The organism is Pseudomonas sp. H1_F01, from assembly GCF_054681425.1.
Genome location: NZ_CP162823.1, coordinates 5815405 through 5833947 on the forward strand (window position 1 = coordinate 5815405; position 18543 = coordinate 5833947).

Annotated in this window: 11 protein-coding genes and 1 pseudogene; 6 read left to right on the plus strand and 6 right to left on the minus strand. The window is 63.2% G+C overall.

Features of this window, described 5'->3' with window-relative positions; translation table 11 throughout:
- Window positions 1-10: 10 nt before the first annotated feature.
- The 4 genes from AB4O09_RS26385 to AB4O09_RS26400 all read left to right on the plus strand — a co-directional run bounded on the left by AB4O09_RS26385 (window position 11) and on the right by AB4O09_RS26400 (window position 6791).
- On the plus strand, window positions 11-664 hold the full coding sequence (locus AB4O09_RS26385; protein WP_003197757.1) for an ABC transporter permease: 654 nt from the start codon (window positions 11-13) through the stop codon (window positions 662-664).
- A complete protein-coding gene (locus AB4O09_RS26390; RefSeq protein WP_003197755.1) occupies window positions 661-1818 on the plus strand; it encodes an osmoprotectant ABC transporter ATP-binding protein OsmV in 1158 nt (385 codons plus the stop codon). The genes AB4O09_RS26385 and AB4O09_RS26390 overlap by 4 nt, the downstream gene beginning before the upstream one ends.
- 489 nt (window positions 1819-2307) lie before the next feature.
- Window positions 2308-3471 (plus strand): type III PLP-dependent enzyme, encoded by a 1164-nt coding sequence (locus AB4O09_RS26395; RefSeq protein WP_003197753.1) that lies wholly within the window; start codon window positions 2308-2310, stop codon window positions 3469-3471.
- Window positions 3472-4265: 794 nt separating this feature from the next.
- Window positions 4266-6791 carry a PepSY domain-containing protein gene (locus tag AB4O09_RS26400; protein WP_028237546.1) on the plus strand — a complete coding sequence of 842 codons (2526 nt, stop codon included), beginning with the start codon at window positions 4266-4268 and terminating at the stop codon, window positions 6789-6791.
- Between the two features lie 153 nt (window positions 6792-6944).
- Here AB4O09_RS26400 and AB4O09_RS26405 read toward each other — a convergent pair whose 3' ends face one another.
- The 4 genes from AB4O09_RS26405 to ptsP all read right to left on the minus strand — a co-directional run bounded on the left by AB4O09_RS26405 (window position 6945) and on the right by ptsP (window position 14239).
- Window positions 6945-8486, minus strand: coding sequence for an alkaline phosphatase D family protein (locus tag AB4O09_RS26405; protein WP_003197749.1), 1542 nt, complete (start codon window positions 8484-8486; stop codon window positions 6945-6947).
- Between the two features lie 190 nt (window positions 8487-8676).
- The gene (locus AB4O09_RS26410; protein WP_027911982.1) at window positions 8677-10419 is read right to left on the minus strand and encodes a PTS fructose-like transporter subunit IIB; all 1743 of its coding nucleotides are present in this window, start codon (window positions 10417-10419) and stop codon (window positions 8677-8679) included.
- 14 nt (window positions 10420-10433) lie between these two features.
- Entirely contained in the window at window positions 10434-11375 is a 942-nt protein-coding gene (pfkB, locus tag AB4O09_RS26415) for a 1-phosphofructokinase (protein WP_003197744.1), read from the minus strand.
- Window positions 11375-14239: a phosphoenolpyruvate--protein phosphotransferase gene (ptsP, locus tag AB4O09_RS26420; RefSeq protein ID WP_003197742.1), complete on the minus strand. Its 2865-nt coding sequence runs from the start codon at window positions 14237-14239 to the stop codon at window positions 11375-11377. The genes pfkB and ptsP overlap by 1 nt, the downstream gene beginning before the upstream one ends.
- Before the next feature lie 288 nt (window positions 14240-14527).
- Here ptsP and cra point away from each other — a divergent pair, with 288 nt between their 5' ends.
- Complete coding sequence (gene cra / locus AB4O09_RS26425; RefSeq protein ID WP_003197741.1) at window positions 14528-15523, plus strand: catabolite repressor/activator; 996 nt, start codon at window positions 14528-14530, stop codon at window positions 15521-15523.
- Window positions 15524-15543: 20 nt separating this feature from the next.
- On the plus strand, window positions 15544-16320 hold the full coding sequence (locus tag AB4O09_RS26430; protein ID WP_039010506.1) for a TatD family hydrolase: 777 nt from the start codon (window positions 15544-15546) through the stop codon (window positions 16318-16320).
- Between the two features lie 106 nt (window positions 16321-16426).
- Here AB4O09_RS26430 and AB4O09_RS26435 read toward each other — a convergent pair whose 3' ends face one another.
- Window positions 16427-17356, minus strand: coding sequence for a methyl-accepting chemotaxis protein (locus tag AB4O09_RS26435; RefSeq protein WP_371103557.1), 930 nt, complete (start codon window positions 17354-17356; stop codon window positions 16427-16429).
- A pseudogene (locus tag AB4O09_RS26440) lies at window positions 17333-18424 on the minus strand (methyl-accepting chemotaxis protein); the annotation flags it as partial. The pseudogene AB4O09_RS26440 and the gene AB4O09_RS26435, both read right to left, overlap by 24 nt.
- Window positions 18425-18543: the final 119 nt, after the last annotated feature.

Sequence of the window (18543 nt, forward strand, 5' to 3'; positions counted from 1 at the left end):
AGGAAAAGCCATGGATTTTCTTGACGCCTTTTCCCATCTGGATTGGCCGCTGGTACTGCACCTGACCTGGCAGCACATCACCCTGGTGGGCATCGCCGTGACCTTGGCCATTGTTGTCGGTGTGCCGCTGGGCATCTTCATGACCCGCTTCCCGGCGCTTGCCGGCCCATTGCAGGCCAGCGCCACGGTGCTGCTGACGATTCCGTCGATTGCGCTGTTCGGCCTGCTGCTGCCGTTCTATTCCAAGTTCGGCCAAGGCCTGGGCCCAATGCCGGCGATCACTGCAGTGTTTCTCTATTCGCTGTTGCCGATCATGCGCAACACCTACCTGGCCCTGACCGGCGTCGAACCGGGCATCCGTGAGGCCGCCCGTGGCATCGGCATGACCTTCGGCCAGCGCCTGCGCATGGTCGAACTGCCCATCGCCGTGCCGGTGATCCTGGCCGGCGTGCGCACCGCCGTGGTCATGAACATCGGCGTCATGACCATCGCCGCCACCATCGGCGCCGGTGGCCTGGGCGTGCTCATCCTCGCTTCCATCAGCCGCAGCGACATGTCGATGCTGATCGTCGGCGCCGTGCTGGTCAGTCTCCTGGCCATCTTCGCCGACCTGCTTCTGCAATGGCTGCAACGCTCGCTGACCCCAAAAGGACTATTGAAATGATCGAACTTCAAAACCTCAGCAAAACCTTCAAGAGCAACGGCAAAGACGTCAAGGCCGTGGACTCGGTGAACCTGACCGTCAACGAAGGCGAGATCTGCGTGTTCCTCGGGCCGTCGGGCTGTGGCAAAAGCACCACGCTGAAGATGATCAATCGCCTGATCCCGCCCACCTCCGGCAAGGTGTTGATCAACGGTGAAGACACCACCGGCCTGGACGAAGTGACCCTGCGCCGCAACATCGGCTATGTGATCCAGCAGATCGGCCTGTTCCCGAACATGACCATCGAGGAAAACATCACCGTGGTCCCGCGCCTGCTCGGCTGGGACAAGCAGAAATGCCACGACCGCGCCCGCGAGCTGATGAGCATGATCAAGCTCGAGCCCAAGCAATACCTGCATCGCTACCCCCGTGAACTGTCCGGCGGCCAGCAGCAACGGATCGGCGTGATCCGTGCCCTGGCGGCCGATGCGCCGCTGCTGCTGATGGACGAACCCTTCGGCGCGGTGGACCCGATCAACCGCGAGATGATCCAGAATGAGTTCTTCGAGATGCAGCGGGCGTTGAACAAGACCGTGATCATGGTCAGCCACGACATCGACGAAGCCATCAAGCTGGGGGACAAGATTGCAATCTTCCGCGCTGGCAAGCTGGTCCAGTTCGATCACCCGGACACACTGCTGGCCCATCCGGCCGATGAGTTCGTCAGCAGCTTCGTCGGCCAGGACAGCACGCTCAAGCGCCTGTTGCTGGTCAAGGCCGAAGACGCGGCGGACAACGCCCCGTCGGTCAGCCCCGAGACGCCAGTGGGTGAGGCACTGGAGTTGATGGACGAACATGACCGTCGCTACGTGGTGGTCACCTGTGCCGAGAACAAGGCCCTGGGGTATGTGCGCCGTCGCGACCTGTACCGCCAGACCGGCACCTGCGGACAATACCTGCGCGAATTCAACGCCACCGCCGCGTATGACGAACACCTGCGGATCCTGCTGTCGCGCATGTACGAGTTCAACCGCTCGTGGCTGCCGGTGATGGATGCCGAGCGGGTGTTCCTCGGGGAAGTGACCCAGGAATCGATTGCCGAGTACCTGAGCTCCGGACGTTCGCGCGGGGGCAAGACCAGCATTGTCTCACCGGCCGAGACTGCGTTGGCCTGATCGAGCACAGCAGCCTTTGACTGATCGTTCCCACGCTCTGCGTGGGAACGCCTCCACGGACGCTCCGCGTTCGGCTCTGGGGACGCGGAGCGTCCCGGGCTGCATGCCCACGCAGAGCGTGGGAACGATCATCAACCGCCTTGAAAAACCAATCCAAGGGAACATCAATCTGTCACGCAGGTCGGTTACATCATGAGCTGTCGCGGGCCGCACGACGGATGTGTGCAAAAACGCGACATTTTTAGTTGATCTCAGGCCCCTCACGCCCTAAAGTTCGCGCCGAACGTCCATGCTGGAAACGATCCATCCGGCTCAAGTACTGACGACGAGACAGCAAGGCCAAGGGAATCACGCATCCCGTGGCCTTTTTGCTTTCGGCGACATGCCTTGGGAAGTAGGCGAACCAAAGTGGGGATACGGAGGACGTTCACGAGGGCTGCTTGCCCTCACACCCATTGATCCTGATGTTTGCCAGTAGGAGTCCCAAGTATGTCGATCCAGGTCGAAGATTATTTTGCGCGCGAAACCTTCCAGAAAATGAAAGCGTTCGCCGACAAGCAGGAAACCCCGTTCGTGGTGATCGACACCGCGATGATCTCCCAGGCCTATGACGACCTGCGCGCCGGTTTCGAGTTCGCCAAGGTCTACTACGCCGTCAAGGCCAACCCGGCGGTGGAAATCATCGACCTGCTCAAGGATAAAGGCTCGAACTTCGACATCGCCTCGATCTATGAGCTGGACAAGGTCATGAGCCGTGGCGTCGGCCCGGACCGGATCAGCTACGGCAACACCATCAAGAAATCCCGCGACATTCGCTACTTCTACGAGAAGGGCGTGCGCTTGTATGCCACCGACTCCGAAGCCGACCTGCGCAACATCGCCAAGGCCGCGCCGGGCTCGAAAGTCTATGTACGGATCCTCACCGAAGGCTCGACCACCGCTGACTGGCCGTTGTCGCGCAAGTTCGGCTGCCAGACCGACATGGCCATGGACCTGCTGATCCTGGCCCGCGACCTGGGCCTGGTGCCGTACGGCATTTCGTTCCACGTCGGCTCGCAACAGCGCGACATCAGCGTCTGGGACGCGGCGATCGCCAAGGTCAAGGTGATCTTCGAGCGTCTGAAGGAAGAAGACGGCATCGTCCTGAAGCTGATCAACATGGGTGGCGGCTTCCCGGCCAACTACATCACCCGCACCAATAGCCTGGAAACCTACGCCGAGGAAATCATCCGTTTCCTCAAGGAAGACTTCGGCGACGACCTGCCGGAAATCATCCTGGAGCCGGGCCGTTCGTTGATCGCCAACGCCGGTATCCTGGTCAGCGAAGTGGTGCTGGTGGCGCGCAAGTCCCGTACCGCCGTCGAGCGTTGGGTGTACACGGATGTGGGCAAGTTCTCCGGCCTGATCGAAACCATGGACGAAGCCATCAAGTTTCCGATCTGGACCGAGAAGAAAGGCGAGATGGAAGAAGTGGTCATCGCCGGTCCTACCTGTGACAGCGCCGACATCATGTATGAGAACTACAAGTACGGGTTGCCGTTGAACCTGGCTATTGGGGATCGTCTGTATTGGCTGTCGACCGGGGCCTATACCACTAGCTATAGCGCGGTGGAATTCAATGGCTTTCCGCCGCTGAAATCGTTTTACGTGTGATGTGTTTGGGGCTTGAACCCTATAGTTCTCGCCCTGTCGCGTAAGGTTGTTCAGTTAAAAACGGTGCTTCTTTCAGAAATGGGAAGCACCGTTTTTTTTGGATGGGTTGGTGTGTATATCCGTTGCTGCGGTAACGGCCGCAGGCGGTTCCGCTCTTACAGCGGCTCACTTTTGAGAAGCGCAAAAGTAAGCAAAACGCTGTATGCCCCACCACTCGGCACCTCGCCTAGGCTCAGTGTGCCTGAACGAAGGCATTGCTCCGTGGGCCGCCGCGAAGGGCCATCCATGGCCGGCTAACCCGGCATCCATGCCGGGTTGCCCACTCCACAACGCCTCCGTTCAGCCAGCGTGGTTAACGGGGCGCCGAGATCAACGTCCACCACGAGGCGGCCTAACAGCCGACCTGGCTCTCGATGAGACCGCGTTTCCCCTGTGGGAGCGAGCTTGCTCGCGAAAGCGGTGTTCCAGTCAATGAAGATATTGGATGTGCCGACCCCTTCGCGAGCAAGCTCGCTCCCACTGGGGGGCTCTGGATGCACACAAATATAGTGTCTACTGAAGATCCAATGTGGGAGCGAGCTTGCTCGCGATAGCGGTGTTCCGGTCAATGAAGATCTTGGATGTGCCGGCCCCTTCGCGAGCAGGCTCGCTCCCACAGGATTTCGTCGTCGGCGGCGGGCAAAAGGCCCGCTCATGCAAATGATCGGGCCTTTTGAGTGTGTTTATGAATGCTTCTCGATAACACACGGCATAATGCACGCCGTGATGAACAGTAAATGAACAAGGCGAGCGACGTGTTGAAGAAATCCCTGTTCCAGTTGCACTGGTTTTTCGGCATCAGTGCCGGGCTGGTCCTGGCGTTGATGGGCGTTACCGGGGCGGTGGTGTCGTTCCAGGATGAAATCCTGCGGGCCTTGAATCCACAGGTTCTGATGGTCGAGAAGCAGCCGGCCGGCGTCCTGCCGCCCGCCGAGTTGGTGGAACAGATCGAGGCCACCTCCGGCAAGACCGTCGCCATGCTCTGGGTCGAGACCGACAGCGGCAACGCCGCGCGGGTGATCTTTGCGGCGCCTCCTGGGGAAAAACGTGGCGCCATACGTTATTTCAACCCTTACAACGCACAGTTCATGGGCGATGTGACGGGCCAGGACTTCTTCGGCTTGATGCTCAGGTTGCACCGCGTCCTGACCCTGGATGATGTCGGTCGGCAAATCACTGGTGCCTGCACGCTGATCCTGGTGTTTTTCTGCCTGTCCGGGCTGTACCTGCGTTGGCCGCGCCAATGGAAAAGCTGGCGCGCCTGGCTGACCCTCGACTGGGGGAAAAAAGGCCGGAGCTTCAATTGGGACCTGCACTCCGTGGCGGGCACCTGGTGCCTGGCGTTCTATCTGCTGGCGGCCCTGACCGGGCTGACCTGGTCCTACGAGTGGTACAACAAAGGCGTGACCCGCCTGCTTTCCGATTCACCGAAAGAGGAACGGGTGCGCAATCGCGGCCCGGCGCCGAGCGGCCCACTTCCCGCGGCCGATTACCGGGCCATGTGGAGCAGCATCTACAGCGCCGCCGGCCCGGGGCTGTCGGCCTATAACGTGCGCATGCCGCCCGTGGCCGGGCAACCGGCGACCGTGTTCTACCTGCTGAAAAACTCGCCCCACGACCGGGCGCTGAACCAGCTCACCCTCGACCCGGCCACCGGCGTCATCAGCCGGCACAGCCGCTACAGCGACAAGAGCCTCAAGGCGCAGTTGCTGACCAGTGTCTATGCCCTGCATGTCGGCAGTTACTTCGGCCTCGTCGGGAGGATCCTGATGACCGTCGCCGCGCTGACCATGCCGCTGTTCTTCATCACCGGCTGGTTGCTGTACCTGGACCGCCGCCGCAAGAAACGCCACGTCAGAAACGCCCGCCAGGCCATTATCGCCAACCCGGGCAATGCGCCGGCCTGGCTGATCGGCTTCGCCAGCCAAAGCGGTTTCGCCGAGCGACTGGCCTGGCAGACCGCCGGTCAACTCCAGGCCGCCGGCTTGCCCGTGAAGGTCCAGCCACTGGCCGGTGTGCGTGAGCAGGACCTGAACGACGCCACCCATGCGCTGTTTGTCGTCAGCACCTTTGGCGACGGCGAAGGGCCGGACAGTGCCCGCGGTTTCGAACGCAAGGTGCTGGGCCAGGCCCTGAGCCTGGAGCGCCTGCAGTATTCGGTGCTGGGCCTGGGCGACCGGCAATATGAACACTTCTGCGGCTTCGCCCGGCGCCTGCACGCCTGGCTGGCGGAACACGGCGGCAAGACCCTGTTCGCGCCGGTGGAAGTCGACAGCGGCGATCCTTACGCCCTGCGGCACTGGCAACAACAATTGGCAGAGCTGACCGGCCAAGCCCCGCTGGACACTTGGCAGGCACCAAGCTTCGAAAACTGGACCCTCAGCCAGCGCACCCTGCTCAACCCCGACAGCAGCGGCTCGGGCGTATACCTGCTGGGCCTCACCGCCCCCGGCCCGAGCAGTTGGCTGGCCGGTGACCTGGTGGAAATCCTGCCGCGCAATGACCTGCTGGCCATCGAGCATTTCCTCGACGGGCTCGGCCTCTCCGGCCACGCGCGCGTGCAAGTCGATGGCCTGTCCCAGAGCCTCGACCAGGCCCTGGCGACCCGACAACTGCCGGAAAACCGCGCCCATCTGGTCGGCCTGCATGCCCAGGCGCTGGTGGATGCCCTGGCACCGCTGGCGATACGCGAGTACTCCATCGCCTCGATCCCGGCCGACGGTATGCTGGAGCTGATCGTGCGCCAGGAACGTCACGCCGACGGCAGCCTGGGCGTCGGTTCCGGCTGGCTGACCGAACACGCACCACTGGGCAGCGCCGTCAGCCTGCGGCTGCGCCGCAACAGCAGCTTCCATCTGCCGGCCCAAGGTGTGCCGATGATACTGCTGGGCAACGGCACTGGTCTGGCCGGCCTGCGCAGCCTGCTCAAGGCACGCGTCACCGAGGGCATGCAGCGCAACTGGCTGCTGTTTGGCGAGCGCAACCGCGAACACGATTTCCACTGCCGCGATGAGTTGCAGGAATGGGTGACCTCAGGCGACCTGGAACGCCTTGACCTGGCCTTCTCCCGGGATCAGAAGCAGAAAGTCTACGTCCAGGACCGCCTGCTGGAATCGGCCGCGCTGCTCAAGCAATGGCTGGCCGACGGCGCGGTGATCTATGTCTGCGGCAGCTTGCAGGGCATGGCATCCGGGGTGGATCACGTGCTCAACAACGTGCTGGGGCGCGAGGAAGTGGAGCGGCTGATCGAGCAGGGGCGGTATCGACGGGATGTCTACTGACAGACACCCATCTTAAGTACCCCTTGTGGGAGCAAAGCTTGCTCGCGATAGCGGACTGTCAGCCAGCCATTTATTGACAGATGTACCGTTATCGCGAGCAAGCTTTGCTCCCACAGTGGCTTTTCCCACAGAGGTTCCTGGCGCGACTGACAGTCAAACCGGCTGCAACTTCTTCTCGAACACCGCCACACCTTCCAGATCCCGCAGCACCACGCTCATCTCCCCGCTTGGCCCGTCGATGTTCACCTCGCCAAAGAACTGATACCCGGCAAACGGCGAGGTGTTCTGGGCCGGCGGAGCTTTCTGGAACACCACTTCGGGGCCGAAGGTCTTGTCCAGGGCATTGGGCCCGAAGCTGCCGGCGTTCAACGGCCCGGCGACAAACTCCCAGAACGGTTCGAAATCCTGGAACGCGGCTTGTTCAGGATGGTAATGATGGGCGGCGCAATAGTGGACATCGGCGGTGAGCCAGACGTAGTTGCGCACCTGATGCTTGCGCAGGTAGCCGAGCAGTTCGGCGATCTCCAGTTCACGCCCCTGGGCCGCGCCCGGGTCACCGTTGGCGACCGCTTCCCAGCGCGGCACGCCGGGGCTGACCTCGCCATCCGGCACACCGAGGCCGATGGGCATGTCGGCGGCGATGACTTTCCATTGGGCACGGGATTGCTTCAATTCACGCTTGAGCCAATTCAACTGCTCACGCCCCAGGAACGGCTTGGCCGCGCCGAGGTTGGCGTCGTTGGCTTCGCGGTAGCTGCGCATGTCCAGCACGAACACATCCAGCAGCGGCCCGTAACCGAGCTTGCGGTAGATCCGTCCGCCGCCGTCGGCCTTCTGCAGACGCATCGGCGCGTATTCCAGCCAGGCTTGTCGCGCGCGCCCCACGAGGCTGTGGATATCCTTGGTCTGGTAGCGCTCGTCCAGTTGCTTGCCCGGCGACCAGTTGTTGACCACCTCATGGTCGTCCCACTGCCAGATCTGCGGCACTTCGGCGTTGAAGCGACGAACGTTTTCGTCCATCAGGTTGTAGCGATAGTTGCCGCGATACTCATCCAGGGTCTCGGCGACCTTGCTCTTGGCTTCGGTGGTGAGGTTGCGCCAGATGCGTCCACCCTCGGTGGTGATTTGCGCCGGCACCGGGCCGTCGGCGTAGATGGTGTCGCCGCTGTGGATAAAGAAATCCGGCAGACGCAGGCGCATGGCTTCGTAGATGCGCATGCCGCCGATGTCCGGGTTGATGCCGAAGCCCTGGCCGACGGTATCGCCGCTCCAGACAAAACGGATGTTGCGCTTGAACTGCGGCACGCTGCGCAGGTGACCCAGCCAGGGTTCGCTGGCGACACCGCTCTGGGCGTCTTCGAAATGCACCCGGTAGAAAATCGCCTGGTCGCGGGGCAGCCCGGTGAGTTCGACCCGGGCAGTGAAATCGCTGCGGGCGTCGACCATGGGCGAGACGAAGCGGCGGGGATTGCTGAACTTGCTGCGGGTGTCCCACTCCACCACCATCCGCGCCGGACGGTCGCTGCGGCTCCAGATCATCGCCCGGTCGCCCTGCAAGTCGCCAGACTGCACACCGTCGGTGAGCACCGGCCGATCCTTGACCGAAGCCATCACCGCCGGCGCCAGCCCCGGCAACAACAACCCCGCCCCCACGGCTTGCATCACACGACGGCGGCCCAGGTCGAATTCGCTCATGGTGTTCTCCCTTGAAATGGGGAAACTTAAGCATGGCTCTGTGAAGTGGGTGTGACAGGACCTCATGAACTCAGCAGAACGAAATGTGGGAGCGAGCCTGATCGCGAAAGCGGTGTATCAGTCGACAAACAGGCTGTCTGACACTCCGTTATCGCGAGCAGGCTCGCTCCCACAGTAGGCACAGCAGTGATCAGGCCTTGGCCGGCTCCAACGCCATCTCCACCACTTCCGGCCGCTTGAGCAGCGCATACGCCACCCCCGTCAGCAGGCTCCCCGCCACGATCGCCAGCAGGTACAACAATGCATGGTTGATGGCGTTGGGGATCAGCATCACGAACAGGCCGCCGTGGGGGGCCATGAGCTTGCAGCCGAAGTACATCGACAGCGCACCGGTCAGCGCGCCGCCGGCGATGCTGGCCGGGATCACCCGCAGCGGGTCCTTGGCCGCGAACGGAATCGCCCCTTCGGAGATGAAGCACAGCCCCAGCACCAGCGCGGCTTTACCGGCCTCGCGCTCGGTCTGGGCGAATTTGCGCCGGGCGATGAAGGTGGCGATACCCAGGCCAATCGGCGGCACCATGCCGGCGGCCATGGTCGCGGCCATCGGTGCATAACTCTGGGAAGCCAGCAGCCCCACCGAAAACGCGTAGGCGGCCTTGTTGATCGGCCCACCGAGGTCGACGCACATCATCGCCCCCAGCAGCACGCCCAGCAGAATCGCGTTGGTGGTGCCCATGCTGTCGAGGAAATGAGTCAGGCCTTCGAGCATGCCCGCCACCGGTTTGCCGACGATGTAGATCATCACCAGGCCGGTGACCAGGCTCGCCAGCAGCGGGATGATCAGGATCGGCTTGAGCGCTTCCAGGCTCTGGGGCAGGCGCGCGTAGCGGTTGATCGCCTTGGCCACGTAACCGGCCAGGAAACCGGCGATGATCCCGCCAATGAAACCGGCGCCCAGGGTGCTCGCCAGCATCCCACCGATCATCCCCGGCGCCAGGCCCGGACGGTCGGCGATGGAATAGGCGATGTAGCCAGCCAGCAGCGGCACCATCAATTTGAACGCGGTGTCGCCGCCGATCTGCATCAGCGCGGCCGCCAGCGTGCCGGGCTCCTTGAAGGCGGTAATGCCGAACACAAACGACAAGGCGATCAACAGACCACCGGCCACCACCATCGGCAGCATGAACGACACGCCCGTCAGCAGGTGCTTGTAGACGCCGGTCTTCTCCGATTTGGCCGGGGCGCTGGCACCGCTCGACGCGCTTTCCTGACGACCTTCGACCAGCGCTTTGTTCAGCGTCGCTTCGGCCTGTTTCAAGGCGATGCCCGTGCTGCAGCGGTAGATCTTCTTGCCGGCAAAACGCTCGGTGGCGACCTCGATGTCAGTCGCCAGCAGCACCACGTCCGCCTCGGCGATGGCCTCGGCGCTCAACGGATTGCGCGCACCGACCGAACCCTGGGTTTCCACTTGCAGGTCGTAGCCGAGCTTCTTCGCTGCCTGCTGCAATGCTTCGGCGGCCATGAAGGTATGAGCAACGCCCGTTGGGCATGCGGTGATGGCAACCAGGCGCGGCGCACGCTCGGTCGACACCGCAGGTACCTCCTCCACGACATCCGAGGCGAGAAAAACCTCGGCCTCTTCGGCGCCGCGACGCAGCACCGAATCGACGTCTTGCAGGGCCTGGGCCGGGGTGCTGCGGAACAGGCGTTTGCCGACGAAGCGCGACATGTCCATCGGGCCGCTGGCAACCAGCAGGACCCATTCGGCCGCTTCGAGGGTCGCCGCCGACAACTGGCTTTCCGGGTGGGCCGTGTCATGGACTTCAACACTGGTGCTCCAACCCTGGCGCTGCGCCGCGGCGTCCAGCAGGCGGGCGCACAACACACTGGTGACCATGCCGTTGGGGCAGGCCGTCACAATGGCTAGTTTCATTCTTGCTAACCCTCTTATTGTTCTGTCAGGGGGCGCACGCGCACGCCCTGTTCAAGCGACGCCAGCAACGCGGTGTCGTGGATGCCAAAACCGATCTGCGTGACCGCCATGGCGGCGATGGCCGTGGCGGTGCGCAGCGTCTGTTCCGGGGTGTCGGCGCTGAGCAGACCGTGCAGCATGCCCGCCAGCAGCGAATCCCCGGCACCCACGGTGCTGGCGACGCTGACCTTGGGTGGCGAAGCATGCAGCGCCGTACCGACACTGAACCAGTTCACGCCATCGGCGCCGTGGGAAATCACCACATGTTCGACGCCCTGGGCATGCAGGCGCTGCGCCGCTTGCGCCTGGGCCGCTTCGCTCACCACCTCGCAACCCAGCGCGTCGGCCAGTTCCTCGGTGTTCGGCTTGATCAGCCACGGCCCCGCCGCCAGGGCGACGCGCAAGGCTTCGCCACTGGTGTCGAGGGCCACGTTCAGGCCGAGTGTTTTCAAGCGCGTGATCAAGGCCTGCAACCACTGCGGGCTGACGCCCCGGGGCAAGCTGCCCGCCACCACGACAACGTCGTGACCGGGGGCGATTTGCTCAAGACGCGCAAGCAAGGCGTGCTGTGCGGCTTCATCAACCACCGGGCCGGGGCCGTTGAGGTCAGTGATGCGTCCGTCCTGCTCGGCCAGTTTGATATTGCTGCGAGTTTCGCCGGGGACACGGATAAAAGCATCGACAAAACCACGCTGGGCAAACAGCGTCTCGAACACCTGGGCATTGTCTTCGCCCAGAAAACCACTGACCGTCAGCGTATGGCCGAGATCGGCCAACACCTGAGCCACGTTCACACCCTTGCCGGCGGCGTGGGCGTGCATGGCGTCGCTGCGGTTGACCTGCCCCGGCTCCAGGCGCGCCAACTCCACCGTGAGGTCGAGCGCCGGGTTGAGGGTCAGGGTAAGAATCTTCGCCATTACAGCGCCTCCACTAATGCGCGCACGTCATCGGCGCTGCCCACGGCCAAAGCCTCTTGGGCCAGGGTTTGTACTTGCGCCAGGCTCAATTCGCGGACCCGCGCCTTGACCTCGGCAATGCTGCGGGCCGATACACTCAGTTCGTCCACACCCAGGCCCACCAGCACTGGCACCGCCAGCGGGTCGGCCGCCAGTTCGCCACACACACCGACCCATTTGCCATGGGCATGGGCAGCGCGCACGGTGATGTCGATCAGTTGCAGCACCGCCGGGTGCAGGCCATCGGCCTGGGCCGAAAGGGTCGGGTGACCACGGTCGATCGCCAGGGTGTATTGCGTCAGATCGTTGGTGCCGACGCTGAAGAAATCGACTTCCTTGGCGAGCACCGGCGCCAGCAACGCGGCGGACGGCACTTCGATCATGATCCCCAGTTGCAGGTCCGCCACGGGGATTTCCTGGCGCAGGCGCTCGGTCATGTCCCGGGCCTGGCGCCATTCATCGACGCTGCCCACCATCGGGAACATGATCCGCAACGGACGGTTGTCCGCCGAGCGCAACAGGGCACGCAGTTGCGCTTCCATGACCTGCGGACGCTGCAAGGTCAGGCGGATGCCGCGCACGCCGAGGAACGGGTTTTCTTCTTTCGCGATCGGCCAGTACGGCAGCGGCTTGTCGCCGCCGACATCGAGGGTGCGCACCACCAGCGGTCGACCGGCCAGACCGTCGAGCACCTTGCGGTATTCGGCTTCCTGGGTCGCTTCGTCCGGCGCCTGGGTATGGGCCATGAAAATCAGTTCGGTGCGCAACAGGCCAATGCCTTCGGCGCCCTGCTCCACCGCGCTGGCAACACCAGCGCTTTCGCCGATGTTGGCAAACACTTCCACGGCATGACCGTCACGGGTCTGCGCCGGTTCGTGGCGCTGCTCGGCGGCGACCTTGAGGCGCTGCTCGCGGGTGTCGCGTTCCTCTGCTGCCCGTTGCAAGGTAGCGGCGTCAGGGTCCACGTGCAGGCGACCGCGCTGGCCATCCAGCAACAAGGACGTGCCCGGCGCCAGCAGCAACACCGCGGCACCGGCACCCACCAGCGCTGGAATGCCCAAGGCCCGGGCAACAATGGCGCTGTGGGCGGTGGCGCCGCCACGGGCGGTGAGAATCCCCGCCACCCGCGTCGGGTCCAGGCGGGCCACGTCGGACGGACCGACTTCGTCCATCACCAGGATGTAGGGTTGATCGGGTTCGTTTGGGGTTTCGACACCGCACAGTTGCGCCAGCACACGACGGCCGACGTCTCGCAGATCGGCGGCACGTTCGGCCAGCAAGGCGTCCTGCAAGGCTTCCTGTTCTTTCGCGGCGGCTTCAACCACCCCCATCCACGCCGCTTGCGCACTCTCGCCCAGCTTCAAGCGGGTGTCGACTTCGTCGCTCAGCTCCGGGTCGTCGAGCATTTCCTGATGGGTGATGAAGATCTCGCGGATGGCCTTGGCCTTGGCGCGCTCAATCAACCCTTGGATATCACGGCGCACCTGGCTCAAGGCGTTTTGCAGGCGCTCGCGCTCGATGGCCGCCGACTCACCGCGCAACGGGTAATCGATGGCCTGCAATACCTGGATGTGGGCCGGGCCGATGGCGATGCCCGGGGCGGCGGCGACGGCCTGGATCAGGCTGCCGGATTCGGGCGCCAACACGACAGTCGCCACTTCGGCTATCACGGTTTCCCGCGGCGCACTCGGTGGCGGCAGCGGTTCGACTTCTTCGCCAAGGCCTTCTTCGATGGCCGCCAGCAGGGCCGGCAACGCATCGGCGGCAATGCTCGGCTCGGCGATGAACTCCAGGACCTGGCCGCGACGGGCGCCCAGGCTCAACAGTTTGCTCAGGCTCTTGGCCGACACGGCGCTGTCCTGGCCATCGACGATGCGCACGCGGATCTCGCCTTCGAAGCTTTTCGCCAACTGGGCGAGGATCTTCGCCGGGCGTGCATGCAGGCCATGGGCATTGGCCAGGCCGATGCGCGCGCTGGGCCAATCGGCGGGTAATTCGCCGCCGAGCACTTCCAGCACCTTGCGGCTGCTGGTGGCGCGACCCAGTTCGTGGCCGCGGCCTTCGATCAGCAAGGCGCAGAGCCTTTCCAGCAGGGCCTGGTGAGCTTCGCCGAGGCTGGCGAGGCAGAACAGCCCGCTCAACGGTTGACCCAGGTAGCGGATGGGTTTGTCCGGTGTGACGAACGCCAGGCCCGGACGCTTGACGGTCTGTTCGCTGTGCAGCCACCACAAGCCATCGCCCAAGGGCAGCGCATCGACTTGCTGCAACACCCCGGCAAAGCCATTGCTCACGCAATCGGCCTGGCGCAGCAAGCGGGCGCCGCGCCATACCAGTTCTTCAAAATCGTCAGCCGACACACCAAGACCGATCATCTGGGCATCCAGCGCCAGCTCCTGCGGCGCGCCTTGCAGCAGCTTCAGCAACGCTTCGGCGGAACCGGCACGGCGCAGGGCCTGGCCCAGGTCGGTCTCGCCGAGGGCGCGGGTCAGTAGTTGCAGCAGGCGCAGGTGTTCGTCGGACTTGGCCGCGATACCGATCGCCAGGTAGACGATCTGACCATCGCCCCAATCCACACCCTCGGGGAATTGCAGCAGGCGCACACCGGTCGAATGAACCAGGTCGCGGGTCTGCGGAGTGCCATGGGGGATGGCAATACCTTGGCCAAGAAAGGTCGAGCCCTGGGCTTCGCGAGCCTGCAAGCCGGCGAGGTAACCCTCAGCCACCAAGCCATCGGCCACCAGTTTGTCGGCGAGCAGTTGCAGTGCAGCGTCTTTATCCACAGCCGTCTGAGCCATGGATATCTGCTCTAGAGTGAGCTCGAGCATGCTTTCTCCTTTTTGGCGTCCGGTTGGCGCCAGGTATTGTTTTGAATGAATCAGCTTAGCGTTGCAGGATGATTTTTGGCGTGATCACGGCAGAAGGGCCAAAAATCCTGCTAGCCTTGAAAATACGCTTGCTGAAACGTTTAATCTAGAAAGATTGGCACGTTACTCGATAATCTCTCATCCTTGAAGTGCAACTTGTCGTAAGCGCTTGGACGGTGACCGTCGGCTTGAATCGGGTAGGATGGCCCTTATTGTCGGGGCTAACTCGAAAAAACAAGGAAAACCGGGTTGAAACTCAGTGATATTGCCCAACTGGCCGGTGTGTCCGTGACCACCGCCAGCTATGTCATCAACGGCAAGGCCGAACAGCAACGCATCAGCAGCGCCACCGTCGAACGGGTGCGGGCGGTGGTCCTGGAACACGGCTTCACGCCCAATCCCCAGGCCGCCGGGCTGCGCAGTCGCCACACCCGCACCCTGGGTTTTATCCTGCCAGACCTGGAAAACCCCAGTTACGCACGCATCGCCAAGCTGCTGGAACAAGGGGCGCGGGCGCGGGGCTACCAGTTGCTGATCGCCAGTTCCGACGACGCACCCGACAGCGAACGGCAACTGTTGCAGTTGTTCCGCGCCCGGCGCTGCGATGCGCTGATCGTCGCCAGTTGCCTGCCGGCCGGCGACGACAGCTACCTGCAGTTGCAGGCCAAGGGCATTCCGATCATCGCCATCGACCGGGTCATGGACCCTGCGCGATTCTGCTCGGTGATCAGCGACGACCGCCAGGCCAGCCTGCAACTGACGCGCAGCCTGCTGCAGACCCACCCTCGGCAAATCGCGCTGATCAGCGCTCGTCCCGAGTTGAGCATCAGCCAGGAACGGACCGCCGGTTTTCGCGAAGCCTTGGCCGGGTTCGAGGGCCAGGTACTGATCGAGCATGGCGAGTCGTTCAGCCGTGAATGCGGTCGCCAGTTGATGGATGAAATGCTCGCACGCCTGGGGCATCTGCCTGATGCGCTGATCACCACGTCCTACGTGCTGCTGCAAGGGGTGTTCGACGCCCTCCACGATTTCCCGCTCAAGTCGCGGCCGTTGCGCCTGGGCACGTTTGGTGACACGCAGCTGCTGGACTTCCTGCCGCTACCGGTCAATGCCATGTCCCAGCAGCACCAACTGATCGCCGAAAAAGCCTTGGAGCTGGCCCTGGCGGCCATCGAAAACGATGACTACCAGCCAGGCGTGCAGGCCATCGCGCGGACGTTCAAGCAGCGTATTCACCAGGGCTGAAGCTTCTTCAGGATTGATGCATGGAGTTGATCGATACCCATACCCACCTGGATTTTCCAGACTTTGACGCGGACCGCCCGGCACTGCTGGCCGAAAGCCGCGCAGTGGGCGTGCGGCAAATGGTGGTACTGGGCGTGTACCGGGACAACTGGCAGCGGGTCTGGGACCTGGTGCAAAGCGACCCGGACCTGCATGCCGCACTGGGCCTGCACCCGGTGTATCTCGATCAGCACCGACCCGACGACGTGGCGCTACTGCGCGAGTGGCTGAGCCGCCTGGCCGGACACCGGCAATTGTGTGCGGTGGGGGAAATCGGCCTGGATTACTACATCCCGACCCTGGACCGCGAACGCCAGCAGGCGCTGTTCGAAGCACAACTGCAACTGGCGGTGGAGTTCGAGCTGCCGGCGCTGATCCATGTGCGTCGCAGCCATGCCGACGTGATCGCAACGCTCAAGCGCATGGCCCCCAAACGCGCAGGAATCATCCACGCCTTCGCCGGCAGTTTTGAAGAGGCCCGCGAGTACATCAAGCTCGGCTTCAAGCTCGGCCTGGGCGGCGCCGCGACCTGGCCCCAGGCCTTGCGCATGCACCGGGTGCTGGCGAAATTGCCGCTGGACGCGGTGGTGCTGGAAACCGATTCCCCGGACATGGCCCCGGCGATGTTCCCCGGCCAACGGAACAGCCCGGCGCATTTGCCGGCGATTTGTGAGGCGTTGGCCGGGATCATGGCGATCAGCGCCGAGCAACTGGCCGAGGCCAGCACGGCCAACGCGCGCCGACTGTTCAACTGGTGATCCCTTGCTCGCGATAGCGTCCCATCAGTCGACAAATAGGTTGCCTGACACTCCGCTATCGCGAGCAAGCTCGCTCCCACATTGGATCGGTGGTGGGCCCTGGGAATCACACCCGAAACGCATTGATCAACTGCTTGAGCTGCACCACCTGGGCAGACAATTCGCGGCTGGCGTCTTCGGTCTGGTGGGCACCTTCGGCGGTGCGTTCGCCGGCGCGGTTGATCTCGACGATGTTCTGGTCGATGTCATGGGCCACCGCCGTCTGCTGCTCTACCGCGGCGGCGATCTGCTGGTTCTGGTCGACGATCATGCCGACGGCGCCGAGGATATTCTCCAGGGCCTGCTGGACCTTTTCCGATTGGCTGACCGTGCCACTGGCCATCTCATGGCTGGTGCCCATCGCCTTGACCGCAGCGCCGACACCACCATGCAGACGGGTGATCATCGCTTCGATTTCTTCGGTCGATTGCTGGGTTCGCTTGGCCAGGGTCCGCACCTCATCGGCCACCACCGCAAAGCCGCGCCCCTGCTCACCGGCCCGGGCCGCTTCAATGGCGGCATTGAGGGCCAGCAGATTGGTCTGCTCGGCGATGCTCTTGATCACATCCAGCACGCGACTGATGGCCTGGCTGTCGGTCGCCAGTTGATTGATCACCTGCACGGACTGGTCGATCTCGCTGGCCAAGCGGGCGATGCTGCCCTGCTGGGATTCCACCAACCCGCGCCCACTGAGGGTTTCGTCGTTCACGCTGTGGGCACTGCTCACAGCTGCAGCGGCACTGCGGGCAACCTCCTGGGCCGTGGCCGACATCTGGTTCATCGCCGTGGCCACCAGTTCGATCTGGCTGCGCTGGCCGGCGACGGCCTGGTTGCTCTGGGCCGATACCGTTTCCACCTGCCCGGCCTGGCGTTCGACTTCGGCGACGGTGCGACCGACCTGTTCGATCAGGTCATGGATCTTCGCCACCGTACCGTTGAACACTTCACCCAATTCGCCCAACTCATCCTTGCTGCGGGCAACAAAATTGACCGTCATGTCCCCCGCCGCCACCTTGTCCATCATCTGGCCCAGGTGCTGGAGCGTGGTGCGGGTCGAGGCGTAGAAACCGGCGTACAGGTAAAAAATCAACAGGAACACCAGCACCAGCGCCACGGCTTGCAGCACCATGTGGCTGCGGTTCTGCTCCAGACGCTGCTGCAACTGCACACCAAGAAAGCCCTGGGTCGCCTCGTTCAGCCGATAGGTCTGCTCCATCAGGCCACTGACTTGCTCATAAAATGCCGGCCATGGCGCATCGAGCGTGTCGGCCATCACTACCTGCTCTTCAATCAGTTCACTGGCCTTCTTGAGGGTGCTCTTGCTGCCATTGGCCTGATCGGCAAGGGCCTGCCCGGCGGCCTTGCTGGAACCCAAGGCATCCTGCAGTTTCAAGTCATATTCGCCCTGGAGCTTTTCGATCTGCGCCAGCAACTCGTCGAAGCGGGTGCTCGACGCCGAGTTGAGAAACCCCAGCCCCAACGAGGACGCGCCCAGCGCCCGGCCTTCGCCGAGAATCTGGGTGACCTTGGGGGTCGTGCCGATGATCAACTCGCTGAGCTGGCGGATGTCGCTCTGGTTGTCGCGGCTCAGCCCCGCCTGGCTGGCGATGAGCTGGCCGAACATCTGGGCGCTGTTGAGCAACTTGCCGATCAGCGCACTTTTGCTCTGCAGCGAGCTTTCGGCCTGCTGGGCCTTGAAAGCTCCGATCATTTCGTCGCGCTTGGCCTCGAAGGCACTGACCTGCTCTGGCTCGATGGCCACGGGAGTCATGCCTTGCAGCCGCGCGAGGACCTGTTGTTCCAGGCTGCCGATCTTCGCTTCGACATCACCGGCCTTGCCGGACTGACCCAGGCTGGCGTTGATCTGCACCAGGTTATTTAGGGTTTCCAGGTCGCGGCGCAGGACCAGGCTGCTGCCCAGCAGGTCGAGGCTTTGCAGCTCCACTTGCGTGCCCTGGAATTCCCGATAGGAATCGCGCACCAGAAAGAAGTTGGTTACCAGCATTGGCAACAGGAACAGCACGCTGATCAGGCTGAACTTCATGCCGAAGCTCAGGCGGTTCATCAGCGCGACGGCGGGCCAGAGCAAACTCTTCACAAGGAAGTCTCCCGGTAGTGTTCTTATTGTTATGAGTTCGCGCACGGAGACAGCAGAAAGCCACTATTCGGGCGCTGTCCCTGTAT